The organism is Staphylococcus sp. 510, from assembly GCF_057219715.1.
Map to the genome: position 1 here is coordinate 43,050 of NZ_JBXVVK010000001.1, position 19,754 is coordinate 62,803.

Sequence of the window (19,754 nt, forward strand, 5' to 3'; positions counted from 1 at the left end):
AAAAAGAAAATAATATATATAATCAAAATCACACAATTGATAACTCAATATTGATTATAAACTTACATTTAATGATGTTCAATCTATTGTAAGTGAAATTAAGAATAATATTTGAAATTTTAACGTTATAGACACTTTTAATAAATAACCATTGGAGTAACCACCAATTAAGATAAAATAATAAAAATTTATCAAGATATTAAATATAATTTTTACTAATTGTTCACAAATAATCAATTGAAAAAGATGTAGCTAGAAGGTATAATATAGGGTATGAAAGCGTTTACTAAGAAGGTGGTGTACATGTATATGGAAGAACATTCAAATACTCAAACTTTAGTTGAAGCATTAATTCAATCATCATCACAATCTTTCAAATTTCATGGTGTTGTAGCAATGCAGTTATTTTTAAGTGATGACCTTGAACTACCTTCAAAAGTAGATATTTGTGTAGAACGAAAAAAGTTAATAGATGTTGTCAAAGCTATACCTAATTATTTTAATGTTCGCCTTTTTAATAAAGCTGGTGAATGTTCCGATAGTCATAACATGTCATTAAAAGAAATTACACATGCAAATGTTTATGATGAAGAGCGTCAAATTATGAAGATTTTTGTATATGATGTTGTGAATGATGAGTGGATATTTAGGTTGAATTCCCAAATTCGTTTGCCTAAGAATAATATTTATTTCCATTCATTAAATTATGATGTGGATTATATTAAACCGGAAATCGTACTGATGTATGATTTATTAGATAACCAAAACTATCATCAATTCTCGAATTATAAAAAAGTAATTGATTCATTGAGTTACTATCAATTTTTCATTCTTAAACTTGTTGTGGGTGAAAAAAGAATTAAAGAAGCTATTTTAAATAATAAAAAGATATTAGAAGCTTAAAAGCAACTTTCTAAAGGACTAGATTTTGTCCTATTTAGAAAGTTGCTTTTTTAATTAATCTTTTATGCAAACACCATGATAACAGAATTCATATGTTGCTCTTACAGCTTTTTCTGCGTCTTCTAATTTGATACCAAACATCATTGAAATTTCAGATGCCCCTTGGTTAATCATTTTTAAATTAATATTAGATTCTGCAAGTGCATGGGTAATTTTACTGGCAGTACCAATAACTCTATTCATTCCTTCACCAACAATCATTAAAATTGCAAGGTCGTGATCGATACTCAATTCATCAACATCACAATGTCTTTGTATATCGTTTAGTACACGACTTTCTACATCTCTTATTTGGTCAGAGCGCATGACAAGACTGATATTATCTATACCTGAAGGCATATGATCAAATGAAATATTATAATCTTCAAGAACACCTAAAATCTTTCTTGTGAAACCAACTTGTCTGTTCATCAAGTATTTTTTGATATTAATAACAGTAAAATCTTTATCACAACTAATACCACTTATAACATTTTTAGAATTGATTTCCCTATCATGTAAGATAAATGTGCCTTTATCTTCAGGACGGTTTGTATTCTTAATAACAACAGGGATACGGTCTTTATGTAAAGGTTGTAGCGCCTCATCATGGAATACACTAAAACCAGCGTATGAAAGTTCACGCATTTCTCTATAAGTTATTTCTTCGATAATTTCAGGATTTTTAATAATGTTAGGATTTGCCTTGAATATACCAGATACATCTGTAAAGTTCTCATATAGGGATGCTTTAACACCTCGAGCAATAATAGCACCCGTAATATCTGAGCCACCTCTAGGAAAAGTAACTATAAAATTATGTTTGGAAACGCCAAAGAATCCAGGAATGATTAATTTCTCTTTGTAATCATTTAATTTGAATATTTGTTCATAGGCAGAATCTAAAATTTGAGCTTGTTTAGGTAAATCAGTGACTAAAATACCTGCATCTTTCGGTGAAATATATTTAGTAGGAACACCTTGGCTATTGTTGTAAGCTGCGATAAGTTGTGCATTAAAGTCTTCGCCGCATGACACAATAGCATCATAAAGACGTGCAGGTTTATCTTTAAGTTCACGGATATGTTTTTCCAAAGTTTCATCAATTGTAGTAAGAATATCACGGTCCATATCTAATTCTTCAACAATATCTGCATAACGTTGAATAATCTCATGCTTTTTATGTTGATAGTCAATGTTGTTGATGACTTTTTCATATAAACGAATGAGTAAGTCAGTCGTTTTAATATCATCACTTGAACGTTTTCCTGGAGCAGAAACGATAATAATCTTACGTTCTGGATCATCATTAACAATTTTTAATACTTTTTTAATTTGCTTGGCGTTAGAGACTGAACTGCCTCCAAATTTAGCTACTTTCATAATAAAACAACCTTTCTAAAAAATCAGAAAATTTTATTTAGTTTTTCGGTGGAGCGTGGTACTATAAAGTTATATTTTCATTATTGTGAACTTTACAAAAATTAAGAATAATTCTATAATATACCATCATATAGTATTTTTCAACGATACATTTGTTTTTCTCAAGTGAACAAGGAGGTACAGCAACATGAAGGAATTAAATATTGCATTACTTGGCTTAGGTACTGTAGGATCAGGCGTTGTTAAAATTATTGAAGAGAATAGGCAACAAATTAAAGATACGCTCAATAAAGATATTGTTATCAAACATATACTTGTTCGTGACAAATCTAAGAAACGTCCATTAAATATTAGTCAATATCACTTAACTGAAGATGTAAATGAAATTTTAAATGATGACACTATTGATATTGTTGTGGAAGTTATGGGAGGCATTGAACCTACAGTTGATTGGTTACGTAGTGCTTTAAAGAATAAAAAACATGTCATTACTGCGAATAAAGATTTATTAGCAGTACATTTAAAATTACTTGAAGATTTGGCAGAAGCTAACGGTGTTGCTTTAAAATTTGAAGCTAGTGTTGCAGGTGGTATTCCTATTGTGAATGCAATTAATAATGGTTTGAATGCCAATAATATATCTAAATTTATGGGGATTTTAAATGGAACATCAAACTTTATTCTTTCAAAGATGACTCAAGATCAAACAACATTTGAAGATGCACTTAAGGAAGCTAAGCGTCTAGGTTTTGCTGAAGCTGATCCAACAGACGATGTAGATGGTGTAGACGCCGCTAGAAAAGTAGTAATTACGTCTTATCTATCATTTAACCAAGTGATTAAACTTAATGATGTTCAATTGACAGGTATTAGAAATACGACATTAAGTGATATCAATGCGGCAAAGGCACTAGGATATAAAATTAAATTGATTGGTAAGGGAACTTATAATAATGGAAAGGTTAATGCATCCGTAGAACCTACTTTGATCGATGAAAAGCATCAACTTGCGGCAGTTGAAAATGAGTATAATGCCATTTATGTCATTGGTGATGCTGTAGGCGATACAATGTTTTATGGTAAAGGTGCAGGTAGTTTAGCTACAGGCAGTGCTGTAGTGAGTGATTTACTGAATGTTGCTTTATTCTTTGAATCAAATTTACATACGCTACCACCTCATTTTGAATTGAAAACTGAAGAGACAAGAGAAATGATGGATAATGAAGAAGCCGTTCTTGTTCAAGAAAAGTTAAACTTTTATGTAGTGCTTAAATCTCAAGCACAGTCTGAAGAAAAGTTAGAAAAAGAGCTTAAATCACATTTACCATTCCATAAATCATTAAAGGTAACTAAGCGTGACGCAGATACGTATGCAATAGTAATTTTAGGATTAGATCAATCACCTGAACAATTATTAAATGATGCAGGATTTGATGTTAATAAAGTTTATCCAGTAGAAGGGGTTTAATACTTATGAAAAGATGGCAAGGTTTAGTTAGAGAATTTGAAACATATTTACCTGTAAATGATCAAACACCTCAATTAACGTTGAATGAAGGTAATACACCGTTAATTTATTGTGCAAATATGTCGGAAATGCTTGGGATTGAATTATACGTGAAATATGAAGGTGCGAACCCAACAGGTTCTTTTAAAGATAGAGGCATGGTTATGGCTGTAACTAAAGCAAAAGAACAAGGTAAAAAAATTGTTATTTGTGCGTCAACAGGTAATACGTCAGCATCTGCAGCGGCATATGCAGCGAGAGCAGGATTAAAAGCAATAGTAGTTATTCCTGAAGGTAAAATTGCTTTAGGTAAATTATCACAAGCAGTAATGTATGGTGCGGAAATCGTATCTATCGAAGGAAATTTTGATGAAGCTTTAGAAATAGTAAAAGAAATTGCTAAAAATGGCGATATTGAATTGGTGAACTCTGTTAATCCATTTAGAATAGAAGGGCAGAAAACGGGTGCCTTTGAGTTAGTAGAACAACTTGACGGAGAAGCGTCAGATATTTTGGCGATTCCAGTTGGGAATGCAGGTAACATAACTGCATATTGGAAAGGTTTCAAGGAATATCATGAGAAAAAAGGTAGTCAACTACCACAATTATTTGGTTTCCAAGCAGAAGGCGCGTCACCAATCGTTCAAAATAAGGTCATTAAAAATCCAGAAACAGTCGCTACTGCTATTCGTATTGGAAATCCTGCGAGTTGGGAGAAAGCGACTAATGCACTAAACGAATCAAATGGCTTAATTGATAGTGTGACAGATGAAGAAATCTTAGAAGCTTATCAAATGATGACATCTAAGGAAGGGGTATTCAGTGAACCTGCTAGTAATGCCTCAATTGCAGGTTTAATTAAATTAAAACGTGTTGGTCGCTTACCACAAGGCAAAAAAGTTGTAGCTGTTTTAACAGGAAACGGTTTGAAAGATCCAGACACAGCTATTTCTTTACTAGACAACCCAATTCAACCACTTCCTAATGATAAAGAAAGCATCATTAAGTATATTAAAGGAGCTTTATAATATGGAAGCTATGTTAAAGTTGAAAATTCCCGCTTCAACTGCAAATTTAGGTGTTGGATTTGATTCGATTGGTATGGCATTAAATAAATATCTTCATATGAACGTCAAAGCAATTCAAGGTGATAATTGGGAATTTAACTACTTTAATGAAGAACTAGAGTGTTTACCAAAGGACAAATCCAATTATATTTATCAGGTCGCTCAAAAAGTTGCTAATAAATATGATGTAGAGTTACCAGCGTTAAGTATCGATATGAGAAGTGATATACCTTTAGCAAGAGGTTTAGGTTCTTCAGCTTCAGCGTTAGTAGGTGCACTCTATATTGCTAACTATTTCGGAAATATTCAATTATCTCAGTATGAATTACTTCAACTTGCAACTGAGTTTGAAGGTCATCCTGATAATGTAGCGCCTACTATATATGGTGGATTAATTTCTGGTTATTATAATCCAGATACTAAAGTGACAGATGTTGCACGTATTGATGTACCTAAAGTAGATATCATACTAACAATACCACCTTATGAACTTAAAACTGAAGATTCTCGTCAAGCATTACCAAATACTTTTTCACATTCTAATGCGGTAAGAAATAGTGCAATCAGTAATACAATGATCTGTGCATTAATACAACACAAATATGAATTAGCTGGAAAAATGATGGAACAAGATGGTTTTCATGAACCCTATCGTCAACATTTAATTCCAGAATTTGCAACAATTAGACAAATTTCTAAAGCACACAATGCATATGCAACTGTCATTAGTGGTGCGGGACCAACAGTATTAACGATGAGTCCACGTGAACATAGTGGTGAAATAGTAAGAACTTTAAAGAATGACATGTCACATTGTATCTCAGAATTAGTGACTATCAATGAAGTTGGTGTCATTGAAGAAATAGTGTACCAGTGAGCTTGTTTTGATGTAAAATATAGATAAGTCATTGAAAGGAGATTCGAAATAACATGAGTAAATATAAAGTAATCGTAATGGATATGGATGACACACTAATGAATAGTGAGAATCAAGTATCTCCAGAAACACAATCTTATCTTATTGATATTCAAGACAAAGGATATAAAGTTGTTTTAGCTTCAGGAAGACCAACTGAAGGGATGTTACCTGTAGCAAGAACATTGAAATTAAATGAACATGAAAGTTATATTATTAGTTATAACGGTGGTAAAACAATTAATATGACTACAGAACAAGTAGAAGTAAGTCAAAGCGTATCTAAAGAAAATTTTGACGCGATTGTAGATTATTGCCGTGAAAAAGGCTTTTTAGTATTAACTTATGACGAAGGTTATATTATTTATGATGGCGATCATGAATACATGAATATTGAATCAGAATTAACTGGTCTACCGATGAAACGTGTGGAAGATATTAAATCTTATATTACACATAGTGTGCCAAAAGTTATGGGCGTCGATTATGTAGGTAATATTACTGAAGCGCGTATCGACTTGAATGGTTTCTTTAATGAGGACATTGATGTTACTACAAGTAAGCCCTTCTTTTTAGAGTTTATGGCAAGAGATGTTTCAAAAGGTAATGCTATTACAGCATTATGTAAAAAACTAGATATTTCACTTGAAGAAGTGGTTGCATTTGGTGATAGTTTAAATGATCAATCCATGTTAGAGGTTGTTGGTCATGCCGTAGCTATGGGTAATGCAAGTGACGAATTAAAAAATATTGCGGATGAAGTAACTTTAGATAATAATTCTAATGGCATTCCACATGCTTTAAAACGTCTTTTATAATTAAATAGACTTAGGTATCTTGATGGTAACGCGATAACATATTTACTAACATGTTATCGATGTATACCAAGGACAAGTTACCTAAGTCTTTTTTTAGATTATTTTGCTGTGTGTGTCCAATCATTTTTGCCTTTATAGCGCTTAACATGTGCATAAACTTGATCCGCAGCATAATCAAGGTTTGTATAAACAGTTATAGTAAATGCTGATTGGTTTTCTTGAAACTTTTCTTCTAAAAATACTTCTTTAAGATGTGTAAATAAGTTGTTCATTTGGTCGTGATTCAAACTTGGATATTCTCGCAATGTATTCTTAACGAGTTGACCATTTTTTTCTTCTAAAGATTGCACGACAATAACAAAACGTTCGTCACTTTTAATCACATCATCGAACAAATTTGTTTGACCAATCATTGAAACCACCTCATAAGCCATTTTTCTTAACTTTATTATACATGATATTTTGTTTGCAGAAAATAAACTTTAATTATAAAACAATAGTAATTTATTAATTGTTGCGCGTTCATTTTGACAAAATAAAATACACCTTTCAATTAAAATTAGTTAAACAAATCAATTGAAAGGTGTAATGAATATTAATCATTTTAATGACTTTTAATTATTTTTGAAAATATGAGAACTTAAATCCATTTCTTCAAGTTTGACAAACTTCGTTTTCTTAATCATTTTATGAACAAAGAAGATAATTGCTAGGATTAGAATAGGTGCAAAGTTTCTAATCACGCTAATCCAATCACCAGAAGCAATGCTTCCGAAAGAACTACCAAATAATAAGAATAATAATGTAGCAATTACAACTATAGGACCGAATGGATAAAACGGTGCTTTATATGGTAATAATTCATTAGCATCTTTACCTTGTTTTTTAATAGCACAACGCACTCTTATTTGTGCCCAAATACTAGAGCCCCAAACAATGATGACCATCGAACCAATAATGTTTAATAAATTAAATACAGCATTTGAATTAAAATTAGCATATATTACTACAGCTACTACTAATAAATAAGTTGTTAGAATAGATCTAATCGGTAATTTAGTAGCTTTATTTAATTTGCTGAAAAATTGTGGTGCTTGTTTATCAACACTTAATGAATAAAGCATCCTGCTTGTTGTATAAATACCTGAGTTTGCAGCTGATAATAATGAAGTTAAAATAACTGCATTAATGACTGAAGCAGCAAAGGCAATACCTATACGGTCAAATACGATTGTAAATGGACTTTGAGTAACAGATTGACTTTCATTTAATAGTAATGGATCAGTATATGGGATTATTGCAGCGATAACTGCTATAGATAATACATAGAATAATAAAATTCTCCAAAATACTTGTTTAATCGCTCTAGGCATTGATTTACTTGGATCACTTGATTCTCCAGCTGTGACTGCAACAACTTCTGTACCACCTACAGAAAAGCCAGCAACTAATAAAACACTTAAGATACCTGAGATACCACCTACAAAAGGTGCTTCTCCTTTAGTATAATTTTCAAATCCATAAGAATGTCCACCTAAAATACCAAAAATCATCAAAATACCAAAAACTATAAATACAATAATTGTGACTACTTTAATTAGTGATAACCAAAACTCTGTTTCACCAAATGCTTTTACTGAGAAGATATTTAGTAGTAAAAGTAACGTAATAAATATCAAGCTCCAAGCTAAGGGACTAAAGAAATTAAAAGCATCCCAAAACTTTAACACATTTGCTGCAACAATAACGTCTACACTTGTTACAAGGGTCCACATTCCCCAATATAACCAGCCCATGGTAAAACCTAATGACGGATCAACAAATCGTGTAGAGTAAGAACTAAATGAACCAGATACTGGATAGAAAGTAGCTAATTCACCAATAGACGCCATTAAAAAATAAAGCATGATACCTATTAACAGGTAAGCAAGAATAGCGCCGCCAGGTCCAGCTTCGGAAATGACACTACCTGTGGCCACAAACAAACCAGTTCCGATTGCACCACCTATAGCAATCATGGTTATGTGTCTGGAGGTTAAACCTCTCTTCATATTATTATCTTCCATATACTGTCTCCCATCTATTTTAAATATATCCATCATTTTAATTCTTTTATACCTACTATTCAATAGTAATTTAGCACTTTAAAGCAAAATATTCAAATTTTCTGATAATTATCTAAGAAAAGGCGTTTAAGTTTCATTCATTTAGGGGATACTTTATAATGGATACTATATTATAATAATTCTAATTTAAGTGGAGGGGAATTTAATGTCTAAACAAGACGGCAAGTTAACAGGTTTATTCGGCGCACCCGTGTCTGATAGAGAAAATAGTATGACAGCAGGTCCAAGAGGTCCACTTTTAATGCAGGATATTTACTTCTTAGAGCAAATGTCACATTTTGATCGTGAAGTGATTCCTGAAAGACGTATGCATGCTAAAGGTTCTGGTGCATTTGGAACATTTACAGTCACTAACGATATTACACAATATACAAGTGCTAAAATGTTTTCAGAAGTAGGTAAACAAACTGAAATGTTCGCAAGATTTTCTACTGTATCTGGTGAAAGAGGTGCAGCAGATGCTGAGAGAGACATTCGTGGATTTGCTTTGAAATTCTATACTGAAGACGGAAACTGGGATTTAGTTGGTAATAATACGCCTGTATTCTTCTTTAGAGACCCTAAATTATTCGTAAGTTTAAATAGAGCAGTTAAAAGAGACCCAAGAACAAATATGAGAAGTGCACAAAATAACTGGGATTTCTGGACAGGATTGCCAGAAGCATTACATCAAGTGACAATTTTAATGTCTGATAGAGGTATTCCAAAAGATTTACGACATATGCATGGATTCGGTTCACACACATATTCTATGTACAATGATAAAGGTGAACGCGTATGGGTTAAATATCATTTTAGAACACAACAAGGCATTGAAAATTTAACAGATGAAGAAGCGGCTAACGTGATTGCTACGGATCGTGATTCATCACAACGTGATTTATATAATGCGATTGAAAATGGCGATTATCCTAAATGGAAAATGTATATTCAAGTAATGACAGAAGAACAAGCAAGAAATCATAAAGATAACCCATTTGATTTAACAAAAGTTTGGTACCATGGTGATTATCCATTAATTGAAGTTGGAGAATTTGAATTAAACCGCAATCCTAATAACTACTTCCAAGATGTTGAACAAGCTGCTTTTGCACCTACAAACATCGTTCCAGGTCTAGACTATTCACCAGACAAAATGTTACAAGGTCGTTTATTCTCTTATGGTGATGCTCAACGTTATAGATTAGGAGTTAACCATTGGCAAATACCAGTTAACCAACCTAAAGGTGTAGGTATTGAAAATTTATGTCCATTTAGTCGTGATGGACAAATGCGTATTTTAGATGATAACCAAGGTGGCGGACCTCATTATTATCCAAATAATCAAGGTGTGTATGATTCTCAACCAGAATTTAAAAAGCCACCATTCCCAGCTGATGGTGATGGTTATGAATATAACCAACGTCAAGATGATGATAACTACTTTGAACAACCAGGTAAGTTATTTAGATTACAATCAGATGAAGCCAAAGAGAGACTCTTTACTAATACAGCAAATGCGATGGATGGTGTGACTGAGGATATTAAACGACGTCATATTCGTCATTGTTATAAAGCAGATCCAGATTATGGTAAAGGTGTAGCGAAAGCATTAGGTATTGATATTGATTCAATTGATTTAGAAGGTGAGCAAGACGAAACTTATGAGAACTTTAAAAATTAAAAGTTAAGATTGCGCACAGAAGATTTATATGATAAAATTTTAAATCGTAAGTATTCCTAACTAGAAAGGGTGTTGAACGTGCGCGTAAATATCACATTAGCATGCACAGAATGTGGCGATCGTAACTATATCACTACTAAAAATAAAAGAAATAATCCTGAGCGTATTGAAATGAAAAAATACTGCCCAAGATTAAATAAATATACGTTACATCGTGAAACTAAATAATCACTTATCTTTCAAATACGACAATTTGAAATGCGAAAAGACCTTTTTCTTAATTGAAAAAGGTCTTTTTTTAATAAAGAAAGTCAACAATTTACTTAGCTAAGGAAATTTCAAGGTTGCAAAAATCAAAATACGTGTTATTATATAAAACGTAATAATTACGATTTAAAAAAAGAGAGGTAATAAGAATGGCTAAGAAATCAAAAATCGCAAAAGAACAAAAAAGACAAGAATTAGTAGATAAATATTTTGAATTACGAAAAGAACTTAAAGCTAAAGGTGATTATGAAGCTTTAAGAAAATTACCACGTGATTCATCACCTACACGTTTAACTCGTAGATGTAAAGTGACTGGACGTCCAAGAGGTGTATTGAGAAAATTCGAAATGTCACGTATCGCATTTAGAGAACATGCTCATAAAGGACAAATACCAGGTGTGAAAAAATCAAGTTGGTAAAACTCGTACTAAAGTCCATTTACAAGAACAATAAAACAATGTAAAGTAAGTAAGGATAATATTTTTCTGAATAAAGCAACTGATTTTGTTTTGATTATTCGGATTTTAGCTATTTATCCCAAAATATATTGTTTTTATAAAGGGGCTTTTAGATTAATATGAAAATATTTGATTATGAAGACATACAACTAATACCAAACAAATGTATTGTTGAAAGTAGATCTGAATGTGATACATCAATTCAATTTGGTCCACGTTCATTTAAACTTCCAGTTGTACCAGCTAACATGCAAACGGTTATGAATGAAGATTTAGCACAATGGTTTGCAGAAAATGACTATTTTTATATCATGCATCGATTTAATGAAGCAGCTAGAATTCCGTTTATCAAAAAAATGCAAAGTAATCATTTATTTGCATCTATTTCAGTTGGTGTAAAAAAAACCGAGTTTGAATTTATTGAACAACTCGCAAATGAAGAAATAACACCTGAATATATTACAATCGATATTGCACATGGACATTCTGATTCTGTCATTAATATGATTAAGCATATTAAATCATATTTACCTAATTCATTTGTTATTGCAGGTAATGTAGGAACACCAGAAGGAGTTAGAGAATTGGAAAATGCCGGTGCTGATGCAACGAAGGTAGGTATCGGACCTGGTCGAGTTTGTATAACTAAAATTAAGACAGGATTTGGTACAGGTGGTTGGCAATTAGCTGCACTTAATTTATGCAGTAAAGCAGCTCGAAAGCCATTGATTGCTGATGGTGGTATACGAACTCACGGTGATATTGCTAAATCAATCCGTTTCGGGGCTTCAATGGTTATGATTGGTTCATTGTTTGCAGCACACGAAGAATCACCGGGAGAAACAGTTGAACTCGAAGGTAAACGCTATAAAGAATATTTTGGTAGTGCTTCCGAATTCCAAAAGGGCGAACATAAAAACGTTGAAGGCAAAAAGATGTTTGTAGAACATAAGGGATCATTGAAAGATACTTTAAAAGAAATGCAACAAGATTTACAAAGCTCTATTTCTTATGCGGGTGGAAAAGATTTAAAATCACTTCGAACAGTAGATTATGTGATTGTTAGAAATTCAATCTTTAACGGAGATAGAGACTAAGTATCTTATGGTAGGTGACTACAATTAAAAAGTTTCTCGTATTTTTTGTCGCATGTTTATGTTTAGTCATTTTTCTGCCACTGAATGAGTTAAAGCCACTTGAAAAACTTCAAATAGAAGTTAGGCAACAGATAGATCATTGGGCATTTGGAGATTCTAATGAAGAAGATATAAGTTTGGATGTTCCAAATAAACAAGAGTTTGCTATTAATAATGTTCAAATGAATATGTCAAAAAAAGAAGTAGAAGATAAATTAGGTAAAGAAAAGCGCATCACTTCTAATGAATATGGTACCAACTGGTATACGTATTACGATGATGATTATAACCAATTTGTCATGATTAGTTATATTAAAGATAGAGTAAACGGTATGTATACTAATCAAAACTTAATTTCTTCTCAGTCTAAAATAAAATATGCGACACCTAAAAACAAGGTGAGAGATCGTTTAGGTAAACCTCTTGATGAGATAAAAAAAGGGAATAAGCGATTCGAAATTAAAAATGATGAAGATGAATATGATGTATTTCACAAAAAGCATATTTATACTACAGTTTTCTATGATAAACATGAAAAGAATGGTGTCACTGCGTTATATCAAGTAAGTGACGAAATGGAAAATAGGCTTCAAGAGCAATATGGTGCACCTTCTAAATCTTTAGAAAAAAGTTTTGAATTACAGGATTTTGATATCGTTAATGCAGAAAGAAAGCAAAGACAATTATCAACATTAAGTTATTCTAAATCCATTTCTGACACTGCTAGAAAGCATAGCCAAGATATGGTAGAAAATAGTTATTTTGATCATACTGATTTAAATGGAAAATCGCCATTTGACCGATTGAAAGCAGATCGTCATGATTTTAATGCAGCTGGAGAAAATCTAGCCTATGGACAACAAAATAGTATATATGCTCACGAAGGATTAATGAATTCATTAGGACACAGAAAAAACATACTAAATGATAGCTTTTCAACTTTAGGTGTCGGCGTCGATTTTAATGATCAACGACAACCATATTGGACAGAAAATTATACTGGTTAATCGTTTAAAACAATATATGTTGGGGTACTAAGTAGTTGTAAGGAAGTAGATAGAATGTCAACTAAATCAAAACAACAACCTGATATCTTAGAAAAAGTAAAAGAAGTTTTGAATAAGAATCAAAATAAAAAGGATTAGGCTAATGGCCTAATCCTTTTTTTATAGGGGGTTATGAGGATAAGTTATGATTACATTTCTCTATATAAACCGATTACTTTTCCAACTACTATAACATTATCTAAGTAAATTGGATCCATTGTACTATTTTCTGGTTGTAATCTGTATCGGTTCTTTTCTTTATAAAATCTTTTAACTGTTGCTTCATCATCTTCAGTCATCGCAACAATGATATCGCCATTTTCTGCGATTGTTTGACTACGAACGATGACTTTATCGCCATCAAGAATACCTGCTTCAATCATACTGTCTCCAACAACATTTAAAATAAAGATATCGCTATTATGTGTGGAAGTTAAGTGTTCAGGTAATGGAAAGTATTCTTCAATATTCTCGACTGCAGTAATTGGAATACCGGCTGTTACTTTACCTATTACAGGAACATGAATCGTTTCTTCCATACTAATATTATCGTTTAATTGTTCGCTAACAATTTCAATTGCTCTAGGTTTAGTAGGATCGCGTTTAATATAGCCTTTTTCTTCTAATCTTGATAAATGACCATGAACGGTTGAACTTGAGGCCAATCCTACTGCTTCACCAATTTCGCGAACACTTGGCGGATACCCTTTTGATTGAACAATCTGCTTAATGTAATCATATATTTCGCTTTGTCTTTTCGTTAATTCTCTCATATATAGGCACTCCCTAGTTTTATTTAAGTTTATTATAGCATCTCTATAATCAAATAACAAACGTTTGTTCGTTAAAGTGTTGACATGGAACATCTGTTCTGTTAAATTATAAATACAAACAAACGTTCTAGGAGTGAATTTCATGTTAACAAAACAAACAAAGACATTTTTAACATATATAGCAGTATTTTTAGTATCTTGCCTTATCTTTTTAGTATTCTTCTTAAGTGTTAATCAAAGTGCACATTCAGAACAAACGTACGAAATGACAGATCATGAAATTCATCAGAATGCTAACCAAAATGAACATCAAGTACCTAATAATGATGGGAACAGCGAACATAAATCTGGGTCTATGTTCGCATTAGCCCACTAAGATAGATTAAATAAAGAGAAAGTGAGCGTAACGATTTGGTTATGCTCATTTTTTTGTTATATTTTATGGAAGGTTTATCAAGGCTATATTATTATAAGAATATAAAAATATATGATATAAGGTTAGAAAATTATGATATATATAATTGAACAATAATTGAGATGAAAGTAGGAAGTTGAATGTCCAAAAATGATTTGAATATTGATAGAATTAATGAATTAGCTAAAAAGAAGAAAGAACAAGGTTTAACTAACGAGGAAGCAAAAGAGCAATCTAAGTTAAGAAAAAAATATCTTGATTCATTTAGAGAGGGATTCAAAAAGCAATTAGAAAATACTAAAGTGATAGATCCAGAAGGTAATGACGTTACTCCTGAAAAATTAAAGAAAATTCAACAGAATAAGAAAGAAAAATAAGCGTGAAATTTTATCATTTTAGATTTATTTTAATAGAAAAACTGAGGGATTTTTCAGATTTTTCTTTATGAATTTATATTAAAATAAGTTATAATTAGTTTGAGGTATTATTTGAAGAAGGGAAGAAAATATAATGTTTAATAAAGAAGATCAATTAGCAATCGATACGATTCGTGCTTTAAGTATCGATACAATAGAGAAAGCCAATTCAGGACACCCTGGTTTACCAATGGGTGCAGCACCAATGGCATACACACTATGGACAAGACACCTAAATTTTAATCCCCAATCTAAAGATTATTTTAACAGAGATAGATTTGTTTTATCAGCAGGACATGGTTCGGCATTATTATATAGCTTATTACATGTATCTGGTAGCTTAGAAATGGATGAACTTAAACAATTTAGACAATGGGATTCTAAAACTCCAGGACATCCAGAATTTAAACATACTGATGGCGTAGAAGTAACAACAGGTCCACTAGGCCAAGGTTTTGCAATGTCAGTAGGTATGGCTTTAGCGGAAAGTCATTTAGCAGGTAAATTTAACAAAGAAAATTATAATGTAGTAGATCATTATACTTATGTACTTGCATCAGATGGCGACTTAATGGAAGGTATTTCACATGAGGCAGCTTCTTTTGCCGGCCATAACCAATTAGATAAGTTAATCGTTTTATATGATTCAAATGATATTTCATTAGATGGTGATTTAGATAAAGCCTTTTCTGAAAAAACGCAATCACGTTTTGAATCATATGGATGGAATTACATCTTAGTTAAAGATGGAAATGACTTAGAAGAAATTGATAATGCAATTAATAAAGCTAAATCTCAACAAGGACCAACTATTATTGAAGTAAAAACAGTAATAGGTTTTGGTTCTCCAAATAAATCAGGTACTAACGGCGTACATGGTGCTCCATTAGGTGAAGATGAACGTAAATTAACATTAGAAGCATACGGTTTAGATCCTGAAAAACGATTTAATGTACCACAAGAAGTTTACGATATCTTCAATTCTACAATGTTAAAACGTGCTAATGAGCATGAAGAAAATTGGAAAAATAAAGTTGAAGAATATAGTAAAGCTTATCCAGAACTAGCTGAAGAGTTCAAATTAGCGATTAGTGGTAAATTACCACAAAATTATGAAAAAGAATTACCTAAATTTGATGCAGATCATAATGCAGCATCTCGTGCTGACTCAGGTGAAGTTATTCAAGCATTAAGTAAACATGTGCCATCATTCTTTGGTGGATCTGCAGACTTAGCTGGTTCAAATAAGTCAAATGTTAAAGATGCTAAAGATTATGATAAAGATAATCGTGATGGCAAAAACATTTGGTTTGGTGTTCGTGAATTTGGTATGGGTGCAGCTGTTAACGGTATGGCAGCTCACGGTGGATTACATCCATACGGGGCAACATTCTTCGTTTTCAGTGACTACTTAAAACCTGCATTACGTTTATCAGCAATAATGGGATTAAATTCAACATTTGTATTTACTCATGATTCTATTGCAGTAGGTGAAGATGGTCCTACTCATGAACCAATTGAACAATTAGCTGGATTACGTGCAATTCCTAACATGAATGTTATTCGTCCAGCAGATGGTAATGAAACAAGAGTTGCTTGGGAAGTTGCTTTAGAATCTGAAAGCACGCCTACATCATTAGTACTTACACGTCAAAATTTACCAACTTTAGATGTTTCAGAAGAAACAGTAGAAGAAGGTGTGCGTAAAGGTGCATATGTCGTTTATGAATCTAAAGAAACACCTGAATATTTATTATTAGCAACTGGTTCTGAAGTAAGCTTAGCGGTTGAAGCAGCTAAAGATTTAGACGCACAAGGTAAAGGTGTTCGAGTTGTTTCTATGCCAAACTGGTTCGCATTCGAACAACAATCAGAAGACTACAAAGAATCTGTGATTCCTTCAAATATTACTAAACGTGTAGCTATTGAAATGGCATCAACATTAGGTTGGCATAAATATGTCGGTACTCAAGGTAAAGTTATTGGTATCGATGGATTTGGTGCAAGTGCTCCTGGCGACTTAGTTGTTGAAAAATATGGATTTACAAAAGAAAATGTTTTAAATCAAATTCGTGAATTTTAATTCAATGACGATTTAAATATATATTTGTAGCCTGAGACATTTATTATGTCCCAGGCTTCGTTTTTTAATATTAAAATAATTTATAAAGTACGTTTAATAAAATTAGAAAATTTGTTATGATTTTTGATGTGCATTATTTTAAGTCTTAAATTTGTCTTGAAATAAATATTTGAATCTAGTAAAATTCATTAGGATAAAGAAAGTGGGTGAAACAATGGCAACGTGGTTAGCAATTATCTTAATTGTAATAGCATTAATCGCAGGTTTAGTTGGTGGTTTCTTCTTAGCTAGAAAATATATGATGGATTATTTGAAAAAAAACCCACCTATTAATGAAGAAATGCTACGTATGATGATGATGCAAATGGGTCAAAAACCTTCTCAAAAGAAAATCAATCAAATGATGACTATGATGAACAAAAATATGGACCAAGGTATGAAAGGTCAAAAGAAATAAAAAAGATAAAAAGGATTAAGACAGTTATAAAATGCTGTCTTAATCCTTTTTTGATATGATCATTCTTTTAAATATAATTCTTAAATGTTAAGTTAAAATTAAAATGTTTTTATAATAAGGTGAGGATTATTGGAATTATTAAGTCTATCGTTAAGAATCTATAATTAATTATTAATTTTTGAGGTGAGTGTTAATTTGAATTTAGAACCAGATAGTATCATTATAGGTATTGCATCATTCTTATCGGTATTAATAGGGTCATTCATTGGCAATCAACTTAAAGTGCATGTGGTTTTACGATTATTGTTAACATTTATTATTACGGTTATATTATTATTCTTTTTCTGGTGGTTAGGATATGTCATTTATGATAAATGACATATGCATACTGTTTTATTCTTATACTACAATAAAAGTTAAGTGCTTTATGAGAATTCAAAAGTTAAATAAAGTTTAAATTGTTTAATTTTGTGGGAAGCATTTCTTAAATTAAAAGCTATGAAAATATACATGATTAATGATATACTAACACGTGATTAAAAAAGAGTATTGCAGTTTAGAATATATGAGAAGGTGTAACAGTGGCATATTTAATATTTTCAATTGTAGTTGCATTCTTGATGGGTGCAGTTGTTATTGTGATTCGTATGAAAGCACAAAAATTTCCAGTCAATGAAAAGAAAATTATTTTACCACCATTTTTCATGGCAACGGGTGCTTTAATGTATGTAATACCGTATTTTAGATTAACAGGGATTGAGATACTAGAATCTTTTGTCTTAGGTGTTTTATTTTCAACAGTCTTAATATGGACATCACGTTTCGAAGTAAAAGGTAGCGAGATTTATATGAAACGTTCAAAAGCATTTCCAATTATCTTGATATCACTATTAGTTATACGTACTGTTATAAAAATATTCATTAGCAATGAGATTGATCCAGGAGAGATCGCGGGTATGTTTTTCTTATTAGCTTTTTGTATGATAGTACCATGGAGATTAGCGATGTATTACAAGTACAAAAAAGTAAAAAAATCTATTGTTCATTAAATATATAAGAGCCACTTATCTACTGAGATGAGTGGTTTTTTGCTTGAAATATGTGAGAAAAAGTATTATGATTAATACGAACAAACGTTCTATTCGGAGGTAAAAAATGAAGGTAATCCATACAGCAGATTGGCATCTAGGTCGCATTTTAAATGGTAAACAATTACTTGAAGATCAAAGGTATGTATTAGATCAATTTATAAATCAAATGAAAGAAGAAAAACCAGACATAATTGTTATTGCTGGAGACTTATACGATACTACATATCCAGGTAAAGATACGATTAAATTATTCGAAGAGACGATTTCCAAGTTAAATATTGATTTAAAAATTCCAATTATTTTAATTAGTGGAAATCATGATGGAAAAGAGCGTTTGAATTATGGTGCGAGTTGGTTCGAACATAGTAATTTATATATTAGAACTAAATTAGAAAATATGACACAGCCCATTCGTATTAATGGTATCAATTTTTATACATTACCTTTTGCAACTGTTGCTGAAGTACAACACTATTTTAAAGATGACTCAATTCAAACACATCAACAAGCATTGGATAAATGTATAACTAGTATGTCAGAAACACTTCAACCTCAAGATATTAATGTATTGATTGGCCATTTAACTGTACAAGGTGGTAAGACATCCGATTCAGAAAGACCATTAACTATAGGTACTGTCGAAACAGTAGAAAGAAAATCATTTAATATTTTTGATTTTGTCATGTTAGGACACTTACATCATCCATTTAGCATTAATGAAGACACTATTAAATACAGTGGATCATTACTTCAATATTCTTTTTCAGAAGTAGGGCAACCTAAAGGTTATCGAGTAGTCAAGTTTAATCAAAAAAATGATATTCAAGATTATTTTGTTCCAATAGAACCATTGAGAAAATTAGAAATAGTCACAGGTGATTATCAAGACGTTATACAAGAAAAGGTAAACGTATCAAATAAGAATAATTATATCCATTTCAAATTAAGAAATATGTCTCATATTACAGATCCTATTATTAACTTGAAACAAATCTATCCCAATACATTAGCATTAACAAACGAAACGTTTGAGCACCATGAAGCAATTCAACACATTGAAATAAAAAAAGAAGATGATCTATCAATTATTAATAATTTTTATAAAACAATCACCAATGAGCAATTGACTGATTTTCAAGAAAAGAAAATGAATCAAATTATTAATGATTTGATAAGAAAGGAAGATTAAT

21 protein-coding genes are annotated in these 19,754 nt (G+C 31.5%); 17 read left to right on the forward strand and 4 right to left on the reverse strand.

Annotated features, from left to right (window positions below):
- Positions 1-303 precede the first annotated feature (303 nt).
- A complete protein-coding gene (locus AC2D8K_RS00230) occupies positions 304-903 on the forward strand; it encodes a hypothetical protein (protein WP_002451289.1) in 600 nt (199 codons plus the stop codon).
- Between the two features lie 54 nt (positions 904-957).
- Here the strand turns inward: AC2D8K_RS00230 and AC2D8K_RS00235 are convergent, their stop codons facing one another.
- Positions 958-2,325 (reverse strand): aspartate kinase, encoded by a 1,368-nt coding sequence (locus AC2D8K_RS00235; RefSeq protein ID WP_002451290.1) that lies wholly within the window; start codon positions 2,323-2,325, stop codon positions 958-960.
- Between the two features lie 187 nt (positions 2,326-2,512).
- On the opposite strand from AC2D8K_RS00235, the gene AC2D8K_RS00240 reads away from it, so the two are divergent.
- Genes AC2D8K_RS00240 through AC2D8K_RS00255 form a run of 4 tightly spaced genes read left to right on the forward strand, consistent with a single transcriptional unit; the run spans position 2,513 to position 6,633 of the window.
- Positions 2,513-3,793 (forward strand): homoserine dehydrogenase, encoded by a 1,281-nt coding sequence (locus tag AC2D8K_RS00240; protein WP_002451291.1) that lies wholly within the window; start codon positions 2,513-2,515, stop codon positions 3,791-3,793.
- A 5-nt stretch (positions 3,794-3,798) separates the two neighbouring features.
- Entirely contained in the window at positions 3,799-4,860 is a 1,062-nt protein-coding gene (gene thrC / locus AC2D8K_RS00245; RefSeq protein ID WP_002451292.1) for a threonine synthase, read from the forward strand.
- 1 nt (position 4,861) lies between these two features.
- Positions 4,862-5,776: a homoserine kinase gene (thrB, locus tag AC2D8K_RS00250; RefSeq protein WP_484697777.1), complete on the forward strand. Its 915-nt coding sequence runs from the start codon at positions 4,862-4,864 to the stop codon at positions 5,774-5,776.
- Positions 5,777-5,829: 53 nt separating this feature from the next.
- A complete protein-coding gene (locus tag AC2D8K_RS00255; protein WP_002451294.1) occupies positions 5,830-6,633 on the forward strand; it encodes a Cof-type HAD-IIB family hydrolase in 804 nt (267 codons plus the stop codon).
- A gap of 98 nt (positions 6,634-6,731) precedes the next feature.
- Here AC2D8K_RS00255 and AC2D8K_RS00260 read toward each other — a convergent pair whose 3' ends face one another.
- Positions 6,732-7,046 carry a hypothetical protein gene (locus tag AC2D8K_RS00260; RefSeq protein WP_002451295.1) on the reverse strand — a complete coding sequence of 105 codons (315 nt, stop codon included), beginning with the start codon at positions 7,044-7,046 and terminating at the stop codon, positions 6,732-6,734.
- A 201-nt stretch (positions 7,047-7,247) separates the two neighbouring features.
- Positions 7,248-8,699: an amino acid permease gene (locus AC2D8K_RS00265; RefSeq protein ID WP_207023918.1), complete on the reverse strand. Its 1,452-nt coding sequence runs from the start codon at positions 8,697-8,699 to the stop codon at positions 7,248-7,250.
- A gap of 205 nt (positions 8,700-8,904) precedes the next feature.
- Between AC2D8K_RS00265 and AC2D8K_RS00270 the strand changes: the two genes are divergently transcribed.
- From AC2D8K_RS00270 to AC2D8K_RS00290, 5 genes are all read left to right on the forward strand, one after another.
- The gene (locus AC2D8K_RS00270) at positions 8,905-10,422 is read left to right on the forward strand and encodes a catalase (RefSeq protein ID WP_484697780.1); all 1,518 of its coding nucleotides are present in this window, start codon (positions 8,905-8,907) and stop codon (positions 10,420-10,422) included.
- A gap of 78 nt (positions 10,423-10,500) precedes the next feature.
- Complete coding sequence (gene rpmG, locus AC2D8K_RS00275) at positions 10,501-10,650, forward strand: 50S ribosomal protein L33 (RefSeq protein ID WP_001831295.1); 150 nt, start codon at positions 10,501-10,503, stop codon at positions 10,648-10,650.
- A 188-nt stretch (positions 10,651-10,838) separates the two neighbouring features.
- Positions 10,839-11,108 carry a 30S ribosomal protein S14 gene (gene rpsN / locus AC2D8K_RS00280; RefSeq protein WP_002451298.1) on the forward strand — a complete coding sequence of 90 codons (270 nt, stop codon included), beginning with the start codon at positions 10,839-10,841 and terminating at the stop codon, positions 11,106-11,108.
- Between the two features lie 158 nt (positions 11,109-11,266).
- Positions 11,267-12,244 (forward strand): GMP reductase, encoded by a 978-nt coding sequence (gene guaC, locus AC2D8K_RS00285; RefSeq protein WP_002451299.1) that lies wholly within the window; start codon positions 11,267-11,269, stop codon positions 12,242-12,244.
- Positions 12,245-12,258: 14 nt separating this feature from the next.
- Positions 12,259-13,290: a CAP domain-containing protein gene (locus AC2D8K_RS00290; protein ID WP_484697784.1), complete on the forward strand. Its 1,032-nt coding sequence runs from the start codon at positions 12,259-12,261 to the stop codon at positions 13,288-13,290.
- A 188-nt stretch (positions 13,291-13,478) separates the two neighbouring features.
- Here the strand turns inward: AC2D8K_RS00290 and lexA are convergent, their stop codons facing one another.
- Positions 13,479-14,102: a transcriptional repressor LexA gene (gene lexA, locus AC2D8K_RS00295; RefSeq protein ID WP_002451301.1), complete on the reverse strand. Its 624-nt coding sequence runs from the start codon at positions 14,100-14,102 to the stop codon at positions 13,479-13,481.
- 142 nt (positions 14,103-14,244) lie between these two features.
- On the opposite strand from lexA, the gene sosA reads away from it, so the two are divergent.
- From sosA to sbcD, 7 genes are all read left to right on the forward strand, one after another.
- Entirely contained in the window at positions 14,245-14,478 is a 234-nt protein-coding gene (gene sosA / locus AC2D8K_RS00300) for a DNA damage-induced cell division inhibitor SosA (protein ID WP_002451302.1), read from the forward strand.
- A 179-nt stretch (positions 14,479-14,657) separates the two neighbouring features.
- Positions 14,658-14,894, forward strand: a complete 237-nt coding sequence (locus tag AC2D8K_RS00305; protein WP_002451303.1) for a DUF896 domain-containing protein — start codon at positions 14,658-14,660, stop codon at positions 14,892-14,894.
- A gap of 133 nt (positions 14,895-15,027) precedes the next feature.
- Positions 15,028-17,016: a transketolase gene (tkt, locus tag AC2D8K_RS00310; RefSeq protein ID WP_049423772.1), complete on the forward strand. Its 1,989-nt coding sequence runs from the start codon at positions 15,028-15,030 to the stop codon at positions 17,014-17,016.
- 214 nt (positions 17,017-17,230) lie between these two features.
- Complete coding sequence (locus AC2D8K_RS00315) at positions 17,231-17,473, forward strand: YneF family protein (protein ID WP_015365032.1); 243 nt, start codon at positions 17,231-17,233, stop codon at positions 17,471-17,473.
- A gap of 195 nt (positions 17,474-17,668) precedes the next feature.
- Positions 17,669-17,851 carry a hypothetical protein gene (locus AC2D8K_RS00320; protein ID WP_002451306.1) on the forward strand — a complete coding sequence of 61 codons (183 nt, stop codon included), beginning with the start codon at positions 17,669-17,671 and terminating at the stop codon, positions 17,849-17,851.
- Positions 17,852-18,054: 203 nt separating this feature from the next.
- Positions 18,055-18,522, forward strand: coding sequence for a CcdC family protein (locus AC2D8K_RS00325; protein ID WP_049425459.1), 468 nt, complete (start codon positions 18,055-18,057; stop codon positions 18,520-18,522).
- Between the two features lie 106 nt (positions 18,523-18,628).
- The gene (gene sbcD / locus AC2D8K_RS00330; RefSeq protein ID WP_207023910.1) at positions 18,629-19,753 is read left to right on the forward strand and encodes an exonuclease subunit SbcD; all 1,125 of its coding nucleotides are present in this window, start codon (positions 18,629-18,631) and stop codon (positions 19,751-19,753) included.
- The last annotated feature ends 1 nt before the right edge of the window (position 19,754 follow it).

Coding starts and splice junctions, on each gene's coding strand:
- AC2D8K_RS00230 (WP_002451289.1), top strand. CDS start 304: ATGTATATGGAAGAACATTCAAATACTCAAACTTTAGTTGAAGCATTA.
- AC2D8K_RS00235 (WP_002451290.1), bottom strand. CDS start 2,325: ATGAAAGTAGCTAAATTTGGAGGCAGTTCAGTCTCTAACGCCAAGCAA.
- AC2D8K_RS00240 (WP_002451291.1), top strand. CDS start 2,513: ATGAAGGAATTAAATATTGCATTACTTGGCTTAGGTACTGTAGGATCA.
- thrC (WP_002451292.1), top strand. CDS start 3,799: ATGAAAAGATGGCAAGGTTTAGTTAGAGAATTTGAAACATATTTACCT.
- thrB (WP_484697777.1), top strand. CDS start 4,862: ATGGAAGCTATGTTAAAGTTGAAAATTCCCGCTTCAACTGCAAATTTA.
- AC2D8K_RS00255 (WP_002451294.1), top strand. CDS start 5,830: ATGAGTAAATATAAAGTAATCGTAATGGATATGGATGACACACTAATG.
- AC2D8K_RS00260 (WP_002451295.1), bottom strand. CDS start 7,046: ATGATTGGTCAAACAAATTTGTTCGATGATGTGATTAAAAGTGACGAA.
- AC2D8K_RS00265 (WP_207023918.1), bottom strand. CDS start 8,699: ATGGAAGATAATAATATGAAGAGAGGTTTAACCTCCAGACACATAACC.
- AC2D8K_RS00270 (WP_484697780.1), top strand. CDS start 8,905: ATGTCTAAACAAGACGGCAAGTTAACAGGTTTATTCGGCGCACCCGTG.
- rpsN (WP_002451298.1), top strand. CDS start 10,839: ATGGCTAAGAAATCAAAAATCGCAAAAGAACAAAAAAGACAAGAATTA.
- guaC (WP_002451299.1), top strand. CDS start 11,267: ATGAAAATATTTGATTATGAAGACATACAACTAATACCAAACAAATGT.
- lexA (WP_002451301.1), bottom strand. CDS start 14,102: ATGAGAGAATTAACGAAAAGACAAAGCGAAATATATGATTACATTAAG.
- sosA (WP_002451302.1), top strand. CDS start 14,245: ATGTTAACAAAACAAACAAAGACATTTTTAACATATATAGCAGTATTT.
- AC2D8K_RS00305 (WP_002451303.1), top strand. CDS start 14,658: ATGTCCAAAAATGATTTGAATATTGATAGAATTAATGAATTAGCTAAA.
- tkt (WP_049423772.1), top strand. CDS start 15,028: ATGTTTAATAAAGAAGATCAATTAGCAATCGATACGATTCGTGCTTTA.
- AC2D8K_RS00315 (WP_015365032.1), top strand. CDS start 17,231: ATGGCAACGTGGTTAGCAATTATCTTAATTGTAATAGCATTAATCGCA.
- sbcD (WP_207023910.1), top strand. CDS start 18,629: ATGAAGGTAATCCATACAGCAGATTGGCATCTAGGTCGCATTTTAAAT.